Annotated in this window: 11 protein-coding genes; 7 read left to right on the forward strand and 4 right to left on the reverse strand. The window is 60.6% G+C overall.

Annotation, left to right across the window (positions count from 1 at the left end; genetic code table 11):
- Positions 1-108 precede the first annotated feature (108 nt).
- The 3 genes from MRX98_RS14925 to MRX98_RS14935 are packed head-to-tail and all read right to left on the reverse strand — an operon-like array spanning position 109 to position 4,179.
- The gene (locus MRX98_RS14925) at positions 109-1,434 is read right to left on the reverse strand and encodes a tetratricopeptide repeat protein (protein ID WP_246911198.1); all 1,326 of its coding nucleotides are present in this window, start codon (positions 1,432-1,434) and stop codon (positions 109-111) included.
- Positions 1,431-2,453, reverse strand: a complete 1,023-nt coding sequence (locus MRX98_RS14930) for a polysaccharide deacetylase family protein (protein WP_246911199.1) — start codon at positions 2,451-2,453, stop codon at positions 1,431-1,433. The genes MRX98_RS14925 and MRX98_RS14930 overlap by 4 nt, the downstream gene beginning before the upstream one ends.
- The gene (locus tag MRX98_RS14935) at positions 2,443-4,179 is read right to left on the reverse strand and encodes an adenylate/guanylate cyclase domain-containing protein (RefSeq protein ID WP_246911200.1); all 1,737 of its coding nucleotides are present in this window, start codon (positions 4,177-4,179) and stop codon (positions 2,443-2,445) included. Before MRX98_RS14935 ends, MRX98_RS14930 begins: the two co-directional genes overlap by 11 nt.
- A gap of 243 nt (positions 4,180-4,422) precedes the next feature.
- On the opposite strand from MRX98_RS14935, the gene MRX98_RS14940 reads away from it, so the two are divergent.
- From MRX98_RS14940 to MRX98_RS14955, 4 genes are all read left to right on the forward strand, one after another.
- A complete protein-coding gene (locus tag MRX98_RS14940) occupies positions 4,423-4,683 on the forward strand; it encodes a hypothetical protein (RefSeq protein WP_246911201.1) in 261 nt (86 codons plus the stop codon).
- Between the two features lie 80 nt (positions 4,684-4,763).
- A complete protein-coding gene (locus MRX98_RS14945; RefSeq protein ID WP_246911203.1) occupies positions 4,764-6,149 on the forward strand; it encodes a class II fumarate hydratase in 1,386 nt (461 codons plus the stop codon).
- A gap of 74 nt (positions 6,150-6,223) precedes the next feature.
- Complete coding sequence (locus MRX98_RS14950; RefSeq protein WP_246911204.1) at positions 6,224-6,433, forward strand: hypothetical protein; 210 nt, start codon at positions 6,224-6,226, stop codon at positions 6,431-6,433.
- Between the two features lie 70 nt (positions 6,434-6,503).
- Positions 6,504-6,977 carry a ferritin-like domain-containing protein gene (locus MRX98_RS14955; RefSeq protein ID WP_246911205.1) on the forward strand — a complete coding sequence of 158 codons (474 nt, stop codon included), beginning with the start codon at positions 6,504-6,506 and terminating at the stop codon, positions 6,975-6,977.
- Positions 6,978-7,075: 98 nt separating this feature from the next.
- Here MRX98_RS14955 and MRX98_RS14960 read toward each other — a convergent pair whose 3' ends face one another.
- On the reverse strand, positions 7,076-7,765 hold the full coding sequence (locus MRX98_RS14960; protein WP_246911206.1) for a Crp/Fnr family transcriptional regulator: 690 nt from the start codon (positions 7,763-7,765) through the stop codon (positions 7,076-7,078).
- A gap of 471 nt (positions 7,766-8,236) precedes the next feature.
- Here MRX98_RS14960 and hcp point away from each other — a divergent pair, with 471 nt between their 5' ends.
- The 3 genes from hcp (at position 8,237) to MRX98_RS14975 (ending at position 11,662) form a co-directional block, all read left to right on the forward strand.
- The gene (hcp, locus tag MRX98_RS14965; protein ID WP_246911209.1) at positions 8,237-9,862 is read left to right on the forward strand and encodes a hydroxylamine reductase; all 1,626 of its coding nucleotides are present in this window, start codon (positions 8,237-8,239) and stop codon (positions 9,860-9,862) included.
- Between the two features lie 238 nt (positions 9,863-10,100).
- Positions 10,101-10,802, forward strand: coding sequence for a phosphohydrolase (locus tag MRX98_RS14970; protein WP_246911211.1), 702 nt, complete (start codon positions 10,101-10,103; stop codon positions 10,800-10,802).
- A gap of 116 nt (positions 10,803-10,918) precedes the next feature.
- Positions 10,919-11,662, forward strand: a complete 744-nt coding sequence (locus tag MRX98_RS14975; RefSeq protein WP_246911212.1) for an ATP-binding protein — start codon at positions 10,919-10,921, stop codon at positions 11,660-11,662.
- Positions 11,663-11,902: the final 240 nt, after the last annotated feature.

An 11,902-nucleotide genomic window follows, 5' to 3' on the forward strand; every position in this document is an offset into this window, starting at 1 on the left:
GCGTGCCTGTTTCGGCACCCTTGCCCGCGGCCGGGGTGCCGAAACAGGTAAATCTATCTTCGGCCGGGGTGACGTTGCAAGCAAAAAATAGGCACCCTCCCGCGGCTTCTATTGTTCCTGGCCGAGACGCTGCCATTTTTCCAGGAGTCTCTTGGCGTTGTCGATGTCCTGGCGGGCCTTGGGGTGTTGGGGGTTGAGGGTCAGGCATTTTTTCCAGGCGGCGATGGCCATCTCCAGCTCTTCTTGCAGGAAGTGCATCACCCCTTCACGATAGTGGGTTTCGGCCCTTGCATTGCGGCGCGCTTGGGCCTGGTTGAGCAGTTGGGCGGTGTCCTGGTAGTTTTTGTCCAGCATGCGCAACGCTTCGATGGCCCCGATCTCGTCGCCCAGTTCCAGATGTCGACGGCCAAGGCCGTAGTGGGCCGCCTCGAATATCCCCCTTGCCGCCCGGTGGTTCGGTGCTTCATCGAGAATGCCGCGGCTGATGGCGATGGCTTCGGCGAATTCGCCCCGGTCCAGATGGCGCTGAGCGCTGTGCAATTGCTGTTCGGTGGTTTCCCGGGACATAAGGCGCCGGACTTCGGCGATGGTACGATTGCGCCGGCTGTGGTCGGCGCTGACCTGCTGCAAGCGGGTCAGGGCCGCCGTGTATTTTTTTTGCGCGATCAAACTTCGGGCGATGGCCAAGTGGGCCGTGTCGGCCATGCGTTGGGCCTGGACGTTGCCGGGGCTCTGTTCGTTGATGCGGTCGGTGATGGCAATCGCTTCATGATAGCGGTTTTGCTGCAAGGCACGCCGGGCTTGATCCAAGAGGGTGAGCAGGTCCCGGCGGGGCAGCAGTTGCTGCGTCTCCAGCCGGGGCAGCACCAGCAGGGTGCCGATCAGCAGGGGGCGGTGGGGGTCCATGTCGTTGAAGTAAGCCAGGACATAAGCCTTGCTGACATCCTTGTAGATGTCGTTGGCGATCTTGGTGAAGGAGTCGCCCCGTTGCACGCGGTAGGTCGCATGCTCGGCCTTGGGCAGCCGGGTCTTCAGGTAGTAACGGGCATTTTTATAGTCGGGATCCAGGTGAAGTACCGCCAGAAAGGATTGCAGCGCCAAGGCATGATCGCCCTTTTGAAAGTGCTCCACGCCTTCCTGATAGCGGGTCTTGACGGTGTCGGCGATGCGCTGTTCCAGGTCCGCCACGGCTTCCGTGGTGGCGGGATCTTGCTCCGTGACCAAATGAGCGGCCACCCGCCAGGTGAACAGGGCCCGGCGCCATTCACCTTCCGATTCCAGGGCCCGGGCTTTGGCACGGTAGGCTTCCGCCGAGGTGGTCATGGCCGGCCGGGATTGGATTTGCAGCCAGGCCGGCGCCCCGGCGCACCCTTGGGACAGGAGCAGCAACAAGCCCGCCAGCAGTCCGGCGGTCGGGCGCAGATCGGCCTTCATGGCCGCGTCTCCGGTATGGCCTGAAAGGTGGCCGGCGCCGTCAGGAACCGATCCGATGTTCCCTGGTGGTCGATGGTGGTGCGGTGCACTTTGAACGGATCTACGAAAAATGGGTTGGGACCGTCCTGCCGGGTAAAGGCGATTCGGTAACCGTACTGCTTGAGCAGGGCGATGAGCAGATCGTTGGCGGCGCCGCCGGGGTAAGCGAAGTCGAGGCAGGGGCGTTGCAGGTAATCTTCCAGCATTTGCCGCGACAAGCGAATTTCGTCCTCCAATTGTTTCAGATAGACATCGGTGGCGGTGTCCGGGGGGATGCGGGTCAGGTCACGGCCGGATAACCCCGATGCACCGATGCCCCAGCCACTGTCGGCCAATTGCGCCAAAGCGTCCCATTGCAGCCGGTCGTTGTGGCCGATTTGGGCGACAGGCGCGAAAAGGGCGGCGGTGTGGCCGTGGCGTTCCAGAATCGGGTAGGCCACCTCGTGTACCCAGGTGTGAGCGGTATCGAATGTGATCACCACCGCCTTGGGCGGCAGCGGCTCCCCGCGATCGAAAAAGGCGTGCAAGCGATCCAGGGAGACAGTGACATAGCCCTTTTCGCTTAAGACGCGCACCTGTTCTTCGAAGGCCGCGGCGTTAAGGGCGTCCCCTTGCGCTCCGTCCGTTTGAAGGTCGGGGTAGTGCAAGACCGGGACGATTTGGTATCCGTCGCTGCGCAGACCACCGAAGGCCAAAGGGATCTTGGGAATCACCAGCCGCTGACCCGGCACCACCCGATCGATTTGGTGGTAGTCGGCGATCCAGCCGGCCCGGTCGCTGTGGCCCAGATGGGTTTGAGCGAGGCTTGCCAGGGTGTCTTGGGCGGTGACGGTGACGATGACAAATTCCGCTGTCTGGACGGGGTCGGTAGGGGGGGACACCGGGAGTAAGTGGCCCGTACAACTGGATAGCGCGAAGGCCCACCAGAAGGACAGCAAGAGACCGCCCGCCCAACGATACAAGTCGCGTTCAGGCCTCATGACGCGATCCCCTGATGCGTAGGATCTTGAACACTTCCACGGCATCGGCGCGGCCCTTGACCGCCTGCGGACCCAGGGAGTGGACATCGATCAGTCGCTCGATACTTTCCACCACCCGGCGGCTGACAACCACTTCCGACGGACCAGCAAAGGCATTGAGGCGCGAGGCCAGATTGACGCTGTCGCCGATCACGGTGTATTCCATCTTGGTTTGGGATCCCACGTTGCCGGCCAACACCTCGCCTGTATGGACGCTGATGCCCACCGCGGCCAGCAGGGTGTTGCCGTTGCGGCTCTCTTGCAGGAGGGCCTCCTGCAGGGCGACGGCGGCACGTACGGCGCGCTCCACATGGTCCTGGCGATACACCGGGACGCCGAACACCCCCAGGATGGCGTCTCCGATGAACTTGTCGATGTACCCGCCATGCTTGATGATCACCCGGGTGGCGATTTCCAAGTAGCAGTTCAGGGCGTCCACCACTTGCTCCGGCGGTTGGTCCGCCGCGTAGGCCGTAAAGCCGCGCACGTCGCCGAACAGGATGGTGGCCTCGTTGCGGGTGCCCTTGAGCCATCCGGTCTCCGGGTTGGCCAGAATCAAATCCAGCACCTCCGATCCCACGTACTTGCCGAAGGACTTCTGGGCCATCGCATTTTTGTACAGCTCCTGGCCCATGCGGTTGAAGGCGCCGGCCAAGGTGCCCAGTTCATCCTTGCGGCGAATGGGCACCCGATATTGGTAGTTGCCCATGGCGATCTCTTCGGTGGCACGCACCAAATGGGAGACCGGCCGGGTGAAGCGGATGCCGTAGAAAATGGCGATGGACAGGCCCACCACCAGCAGCAGCAGGGTCAAGAGCAGGATGGAAAGCCTTTCCTGGCGGATCAGCGCTTCGATGAAGTCCAGGGAGATGCCCACATGGACCTGCCCCAGCGCTTTTTCCTTGAACTGGATGGTGCGATACAAATTGATCAGCCGTTCGCCGTCCGGGCGGTTGTAACGGTAGTGGATCACCTCGTCCTGCTCCCGGGTGACCGGGTCTTCGACGAAGTGTTTGAAGGGCAGCCCGATGAGGTTCACGTCGGTGTGGGCCTTGATCAAGTTGTCCGGTCCCACGATCAGCGCATAGCGCAATCCCTCCACGCGGGCCGCTTCGCGGATCAGGGTGTTGAGGCGTAGAATATCGTCCTCCAGAAGGGGGATGGGCGCGTTGTTGGCGAAGTAGTTGATGCTCACCGTGCCCAGGCGAACCGTCTGGTCATAGAGCCGATCCTTTTGCTGATTCAATACCACCATGCCGAGCGTGAACATGGTCAGAACGATGATGATGCTGACGGCCGCCGCCATTTTGGCCCACATGGGCAGCCGCGGCTTGGGCAGTCGTTCGAAATAGGCCCCGTACTTGCCGGCCAGCAGCTCGCGAATATCATCGGCCAGCGATGTGACCTCTATCTGGTATTCGGCGTTGATGGTGCGGATGATCTCCGCTTCGTCGGCCAGCCCCAGATCCACGATCACCTGGCCCAGCCGCACGGCCCGGCCCCGTTGCTTGAGGATCTCTTGTTGACTTTCAAGGGCCTGTTTCAGTTGAAAATCGGTGATGACTTGGTTGCGTTTGAGCACTGCGCCGATGAACAGGTCATCGCGGGTGACCTGGCCGCGCTGCATGCGACCTCGCGCTTCCCTGAAAAGGGTGGTTATTTTGTGGAAAAGGGATTGCTTCCCCATGGCGGCTCCGCTGAAACGTTTTCAATGGTATCGGCGGTTTTCTTAAAAACTATAGGTGGATTCTACGGTTGTTGTCAAAGCAAAGGGCACTATTAAGGGCCATAATGGTTCCGTGTGTCCCCCGTCGGCGCGTCGGCTGTGGTGGTGGAAGCGGTAAAGTGGCGCGCGGGGCTTTCGTCGGGAGCAATCGTGATTATTGTGGTGGTCAATGACCGTTGACCCCCATAACGAAGGAGGACGACCATGATATCGAAAGAGGAGCTGTGCCAAAAAATCAGAGACATATATCCCGATATCGGTGAGTGCGGCATCGACGTGGATGTGGACTACGACAATGACCAAGGACGTTGGGTGGTGGATTTGAAAAAGGACAACCACGAGTTGAAAACCTACCTGGAAGACGGGGATGCCGAGCTGTGCCTGACCGGCAAACAGTGTGTCGGATTGGGTATCGAGATCGCCCAGTTGCGGGACAGCATCGAACGGATGCCGCCGCGGCCTTGAACACCGGAGCAAGGCAAATTCCCTGGTTTCCGCACGCCGCTTATGCTATCTTGCCGCATGGTTGAAGGGTGGATGGAGCAATGACCGTAGACACCGATTCGCAATCGTACCGTGAAGAACAAGACAGCATGGGCACGGTCCGGGTGCCCGCGGATGCCTATTACGGTTCACAGACCCAAAGGGCGGTGGACAACTTCATGCAAAGTGGTTTGAAGCCGCCCTTGGCCTTGATCCGCGCCTTGGCGCTGATCAAGCGCCTGGCCGCCGAAACCAATCTCGCCCTGGGCTTGCTGCCCGACCAATCGGCCCGAGCCATTGTGCAAGCGGCCCATGAGGTGGCGGCGGGTCGATGGGACGACCAGTTCGTGGTGGATCTGTTCCAGACCGGATCGGGCACCTCCACCAACATGAACATGAACGAGGTGTTGGCCGGCCGGGCCAACGAAATCCTCACCGGCCGGCGGGGCGGGCGCGCCCCTGTGCATCCCAACGACCATGTGAACCTGGGGCAATCGAGCAACGACCTGATTCCGTCAGCCCTGCACGTGGCGGCGGTGATGGCGATCCACAATGCACTGTTGCCCGCATTGACCCATCTTCAATCGGCGCTGGCGGAGAAGCGGGACGCTTTCGCCGCCATCCGCAAGATCGGGCGTACCCATCTGCAGGATGCGGTACCCATGACCTTGGGTGAGGCCTTCTCGGCCTTCGTGCGCCAGATCGAGCTGGGTGGGCGCCGGGTGGAGGGGGTGCTGCCGCGGTTGACCGAACTGGCCCTGGGGGGCACCGCCGTGGGCAATGGGCTCAACACCCATCCCGAATTCGCCGCCCGCACCATCGCGGCCCTTTCCAGCGAGACCGGCATCGTTTTCAAGGAAGCCGCTAACCGCTTCGAAGCCCAGGCCGCCCGTGACGCGGCGGTGGAAACCAGCGGCGCGGTTAAAACGGTGGCCGTCAGCCTGATCAAAATCGCCAACGACATTCGCTGGATGGGTTCCGGCCCACGCTGCGGCATCGGGGAGCTGCAGCTGCCGGCATTGCAGCCCGGGTCGTCCATCATGCCCGGCAAAGTCAACCCGGTGATTCCCGAGGCGGTGATCCAGGTGGCCTACCAGGTGATGGGCAACGATACGGCCATCGCCCTGGCGGGACAATCGGGTAATTTCGAGTTGAATGTGACCCTGCCCCTGGTGGCCCACAACCTGCTTCAATCCGTGGAACTGCTGGCGGGCGCCGCGCGGCTGCTGGCCGACAAGTGCGTACGGCATCTGGCGGCCGATCGGCAGCGTTGCGAGGGCTATATCGAACAGAGCCTGGCCCTGGCCACGGCCCTGGTGCCCCACATCGGCTATGACCGGGCCGCGGAGCTGGCCAAACGGGCCTACGAATCCGGCCGGACGGTGCGTCAGGTGGCCGCGGCCGAAAAGCTGTTGCCCGAGGAGACTTTGAATCGATTGCTGGGCTGACGGGATCGGTTGCAATCCCGATCCAACGGCCCGGCCCGAACCCATTTCGGAAAACCCCAAACAAGGAGGCGTGCATGAGTGCAAAACGCTATCGTATCGAATCGTCCTGCCCCCAGTGCGGCTGTAGTTTCGCCACCCATCTGACTCCGGAAGAACTCAAGAAAAAGTATGGTGACTTGCCCAATATCGAACTGGAGTGCGGCGAGTGCATGATCAAATATACCAAACCGCGGGAAGAAGCCTGCCCCGAGTGGGACAAGGAGTGCCGGATGAAAGGCCAATAGGCCGCATGACGTTTCCATATGTAAAACGGATCAAAAATATCAAAGGATTCACAGAAAGGAACACATTCAGATGATGTATGATTTCAACGCCGACGACATTTTCGAGATCGCCCTGCAGTTGGAGCGCAACGGGGCCGAATTTTACCGCACGGCCGCCGAGGCGATGAAAGATGAGGCCCACCGCAAGCTGCTGTTGGAGCTGGCGGCCATGGAAGACGACCACGAAAAGACCTTCGCCGCCATGCGCGATCAGCTCAAGGAGGCCGAAAAATCCGCCACTGTTTTCGATCCCGACGGCGAAGCCGCACAGTACCTGCGGGCACTGGCCGATACGCGGGTCTTTTTCCAGAAGCAGATCGACACCTCCTCCATGGAGGCGATTCTCAAGGATGCCATCACGGCCGAGAAGGATTCCATCGTCTTTTACCTGGGCATGCGCGAAGCGGTGCCTCCGGAGATGGGTCGCGAACGTTTGGATGATGTGATCAAAGAGGAGATGGGGCACATCCGGCTGTTGAGCAAGGAGTTGACGGCCCTGCGGTAGCGGCGGCATACGGCAAGCGGCTTCCCGGCGCACCGGTCGGTGCGCTTTCAGCAAAGCGGAAGCCGCTCGCACCGCTCGCAAACGAAACCACCACCACCTCAGGCAACCAGACGGCCGGTTTCGGCCAGCTCCTCCAGCGCCTGATGATCCCGCAGCACAATTTCCGCTCCCTGCACCTCGATATACCCTTGGGCCGACATCTTGTTGAAGATGCGTGACAGCGTTTCCGGAATGGTGCCCAGCAGACTGGCCAACTGCCCCTTGGACACCGGCAAGCGCACGCTGTCGGGGTTGTCTTGCTCCTCGGCCAGATAGATCAAATAGGAGGCCAGGCGTCCCGGCACCTCTTTCAAGGACAGATTCTCCACCTGCACCGTGAACTGGCGCAGCCGCATGCTCAGCACCGCCAACATATTGAGCGCCAAGGAAGGGTGGGCCGTGATCAGGTCGATGAAGTCCCGGCGCGCAATGAAGAGCAGGCGGCTCTTCTCCACCGCCAATGCGTTGGCCGGATAGTGCTGCCCGGCGAAGACCGGCACCTCTCCGAAGGGCTGGCCGGGGCCGTAAATATGCAGGATCTGCTCTTTGCCCTCGGCCGAGGTTTTGAAAATCTTCACCGTGCCTTGGACCACGATGTAAAACCCCGTGCCCGCCTCTCCCTCATGAAAGATGGGGGCGCCGCGGTCAAAATCCACGGTGCGTGCGATGGCGCGAATACGGGCCTGCTGCGCCGGGCTCAAGCCCTTGAACAGGGCGCTGTCGGCGATGATGGCGTCGATGGTGGTCATGGCCTTCTTTTGATCGATTGTCGGCGGGAAGTCAAGTTTTTGTATTTGTTGGTTGCGTCGGGTGTTGTGGGGTTGATTTGACAATGGAGGTGATTGGAGCATCGGGGTTGATAAGAGTTTTAAGTGTTAAGTGTTAAGTTTTAAGTTGAAGGTATGCTGTCGATTAGATTTGGTGGGTTGGAGGGGGTGGTGGTGTTTGGGTCCATCGAAGTCGAAATCGGTATTGCAATCGAAATCGAAACGCGGCGCAAAAAGAAGCGTAATCGATTTCGATCCCGATCCCGCTAGCGATTTCGATTTCCAACGGGGCAAGCCCCAACTTGGGTTTTGTGCATCACCGCAAAAAAATGGGGGGTTTTGACTTAGGTCAAGGTGTTTGGTTGGGGGACGGGGTAGGGTGGCGGTAAATCGAGCGGGTAAAAGGTTGGCGCAACGCAACTGAATCATCCACATAAATGAAGGAGGCAGACCATGTTTTGTTTTCAATGCGAACAGACGGCAAAGGGCGAAGGGTGCACCAAGATCGGCGTATGCGGCAAGCAACCCGACACGGCCGCCTTGCAGGATCTTTTGATTTTCGTGACCAAGGGGTTGTCCCAGGTGGCCCTGGCCGCCCGCCAGGCCGGGATCAAGGATCCCGAAACCGATCACTACATCTGCGAGGCGATTTTTTCGACCCTCACCAACGTGGATTTCGATCCGGACCGCTTTGTGGAACTGGTGCGCGAAGGGGTTCGCTTGCGGGACGGCTTGAAGGACAAGGTGCAGGCTGCCGGCGGGCGGGTACCGTCGGTGGGGCCGGCCGCCTATGTGCCGGGCGCCGACCGCCAGGCGATGGTGACCCAGGGCGAGCAGGTGGGCGTTCCGCCGGCCGATGCCCTCGATCCCGACGTTCGCGCTTTGCGGGAATTGCTGGTGTACGGCATCAAGGGTGTGGCCGCCTACGCCGACCACGCGCGCATTCTCGGCCAGGAAGACGATGCAGTGTACCAGTTCATCTATGAAGGCATGGCCGCCACTTTGAACGATGCGCTGGAGGTTAACGATCTGGTGGGGTTGGCGCTCAAGTGCGGTGAAATCAACCTGCGGGCCATGGAGTTGCTGGATGCCGGCAACACAGGCACATACGGCCACCCGGTGCCCACGGCCGTGCCCCTGGGACACAAGAAAGGCAAGGCGCTGCTGGTCTCGGGTCATGACCTGAAGGACTTGGAGATGATTCTGCAGCAAACGGCCGGCAAGGGCATTTACGTTTACACCCACGGTGAAATGCTGCCCACCCACGGCTATCCCGGGCTCAAGAAGCATGACCATTTCTACGGCCACTACGGCACTGCCTGGCAGAACCAGGCCAAGGAGTTCGCCAAGTTTCCGGGGGCCATCGTCATGACCACCAACTGCATCCAGAAGCCCCAGGAGAGTTACAGCGACAACATCTTCACCACCGGCCTGGTGGGATGGCCCGGCGTGCGGCACATCGCCGACAAGGATTTCGCCCCGGCCATCGAAAAATCGCTGGCCATGGAAGGGTTCAGCGACGACGACCCCGGCAAGAGTGTCATGGTGGGATTCGGGCGCAATGCCGTGTTGGGCGTGGCCGGGCAGGTGATCGAGGCGGTCAAGAACAAGGCCATCCGCCACTTTTTCCTGGTGGGCGGCTGTGACGGCGCCAAGCCGGGACGGGATTACTACACTCGATTGGTGGAGCAGATCCCAACGGATTGTGTCGTGCTGACCCTGGCCTGCGGCAAGTTTCGTTTCTTTGACAAGGATCTTGGCGACATCGGCGGCATTCCGCGCCTGCTGGACATCGGGCAGTGCAACGATGCCTACTCGGCGGTCAAAATCGCCGTGGCCCTGGCCGAGGCGTTCGAGTGCGGCGTTAACGACTTGCCCCTTTCCATGATTCTGTCCTGGTACGAGCAGAAGGCTGTCGCCATCCTGCTGACCCTGCTCCACCTGGGGATCAAGGACATCCGCCTGGGGCCCAGTCTGCCGGCCTTCATCACGCCCAATGTGCTCAACGTGCTGGTGGAGAACTTCAACATCATGCCCATCTCGACACCGGAGCAGGATTTGAAGGCCATATTGGGATAAGTGAAAAATGCCCGGCGGCAAGGGAGAGATCTTCCGGCCCCCTTGCCGCCGGTTGAACCGGCGCGACTTCGCCCATGTGTGCAAGAGGCCATGTACTTCAACCGCATGTTGCCATCCGGAAAATGTCTTGATGCATGCTTGCCCTGATTTCCGCGAAACCAAGCGATCATGACCTTCTGCCCAAATCGGCGAAGCAAGCGTAAAACGCAAAACAGTGTTGCCAAAACGGAGGTGACCGATGAAATGCCCCGGACAAGATACCCAGTTCTGGACCCAGAATGCGATTTTCGAAGCCCAATGCCCCGAATGCGGCCGCGCGGTGGAATTCTTCAAGGATGACACCACCCGCAAATGCGGCAACTGCGGCCATCGCTTCATCAATCCCAAAATGGATTTCGGTTGCGCTGCGTACTGCCCCTTTGCCGAGCAATGTCTGGGGGATCTGCCGCCGGAGTTGGTGGCCCAGCAGGAAAATCTGCTCAAGGACCGGGTGGCGGTGGCCGTCAAACGGCACCTGAAGGCGGATTTCAAGCGGATCGGCCGTGCCGGGCGGCGCGCCTACCACGCGGAAAAGATCTGCCCCGCGGAAGGCGGCCATCTGGCCCCGGTGCTGATCGCCGCCTTCCTGTACGATCTGGATGCCGATCCCGGCGCCGACGGCGATCTCCCCGTGGCACGCGACATATTGGCCGATTTGCGGGCCCCTGAGCCCCTGGTGGACAAGGTGGCGGAACTGATCGCGGCGGCCCGCGGCCGACGCCGTAACGGTGACGGAAATCCCGCTATCGTTGCCGATGCGGCCGCCATCGCCGACTGGGAAGAGACCCAAAAACAATCGGCCCGGCAGGCCGCTGAAACCGCGGCCGCCACCACGGACGCCCTGCAAACGGCGCAGGCCAAAAAGTACTTCCAGGAACTGAGCGCCAAAAGCATCAATTAGTCCAACGGTCAGGAAGCAGATCGCCAAAGGTGCACGGCGCAAATGCAAACAATTCCGACCTCGGCTGCAAATTTGAATGGAACACGTCCGGCTCCGCCGGAGAACAGGAGTCCCAAATGAAAATCAAGCGCAAAATCATCCAGATCGACGAAGAAAAATGTGACGGCTGCGGCAACTGCGTCATCGGTTGCGCCGAAGGTGCCCTGGCCATCGTGGACGGCAAGGCCAAAGTGCTTTCCGATAATTTGTGCGACGGTTTGGGCGCGTGTATCGGCGAGTGTCCCCAGGATGCCTTGAAAATCATCGAACGGGAGGCGGCACCCTTTGACGAGGAGGCGGTGGAGGCCCATTTGAAATCTGTTGAGAGCGAACAAGCGGCGCCGTCAAAAATGGCCTGCGGTTGCCCTTCCACCCAAATTCAAAGTTTTTCTCCCTGTGCGCAGGCCAATCCGCCGGTGCAACGGCCGGCGGGCGGTGAATCGGCCTTGTCCCACTGGCCGGTGCAGATCCACCTCGTTCCCCCCAACGCGCCTTTTTTGAAGGGCGCCGATCTGTTGGTGGCGGCCGACTGCGTACCCGTGGCCTTTCCCACCTTCCACCAGGACTTTCTGCAGGGCCGGACGGTCATGTTGGGATGTCCCAAGCTGGACAACGCCCAAGCCTACGTGGAGAAGTTCACCGACATCTTCAAAACCGCCGGCATCAAACGGATCACCGCAGTGGTGATGGAAGTGCCCTGCTGCGAAGGATTGCCCCGCATCATCCAAAAGGCCTTGGATGCGGCCCAGGCAACCATACCGTTTCACCAGGTGGTGGTCAGCACCCGTGGACGCATTCTGCAGGAGCGCAAAGTGGCTTGAACCGGTGTTCGTACCAATACCAAAACCGGCAACGGTTCGGCAGCGCCATGAAACACTGCCGCCCGATCGCATAGGACGGGAGTGCCGCTCCGGCGGCACTCCCTTCGTTCCGCATGATCCGCCGCCCCATCTTTCACCACATCCCCTGCACAACGCCAACTCACCCACGACCACCCACCGGCGGTCGCCGTTTCCATGCCGCCGACTTCCTTGCGTGCATCATCCGTAAACAAACCGTTG

Origin of the sequence: Desulfatitalea alkaliphila (assembly GCF_022968795.1) — a bacterium.
Classification (GTDB): Bacteria; Desulfobacterota; Desulfobacteria; order Desulfobacterales; family Desulfosarcinaceae; genus Desulfatitalea; species Desulfatitalea alkaliphila.

Coding starts and splice junctions, on each gene's coding strand:
- MRX98_RS14925 (WP_246911198.1), bottom strand. CDS start 1,434: ATGAAGGCCGATCTGCGCCCGACCGCCGGACTGCTGGCGGGCTTGTTG.
- MRX98_RS14930 (WP_246911199.1), bottom strand. CDS start 2,453: ATGAGGCCTGAACGCGACTTGTATCGTTGGGCGGGCGGTCTCTTGCTG.
- MRX98_RS14935 (WP_246911200.1), bottom strand. CDS start 4,179: ATGGGGAAGCAATCCCTTTTCCACAAAATAACCACCCTTTTCAGGGAA.
- MRX98_RS14940 (WP_246911201.1), top strand. CDS start 4,423: ATGATATCGAAAGAGGAGCTGTGCCAAAAAATCAGAGACATATATCCC.
- MRX98_RS14945 (WP_246911203.1), top strand. CDS start 4,764: ATGACCGTAGACACCGATTCGCAATCGTACCGTGAAGAACAAGACAGC.
- MRX98_RS14950 (WP_246911204.1), top strand. CDS start 6,224: ATGAGTGCAAAACGCTATCGTATCGAATCGTCCTGCCCCCAGTGCGGC.
- MRX98_RS14955 (WP_246911205.1), top strand. CDS start 6,504: ATGATGTATGATTTCAACGCCGACGACATTTTCGAGATCGCCCTGCAG.
- MRX98_RS14960 (WP_246911206.1), bottom strand. CDS start 7,765: ATGACCACCATCGACGCCATCATCGCCGACAGCGCCCTGTTCAAGGGC.
- hcp (WP_246911209.1), top strand. CDS start 8,237: ATGTTTTGTTTTCAATGCGAACAGACGGCAAAGGGCGAAGGGTGCACC.
- MRX98_RS14970 (WP_246911211.1), top strand. CDS start 10,101: ATGAAATGCCCCGGACAAGATACCCAGTTCTGGACCCAGAATGCGATT.
- MRX98_RS14975 (WP_246911212.1), top strand. CDS start 10,919: ATGAAAATCAAGCGCAAAATCATCCAGATCGACGAAGAAAAATGTGAC.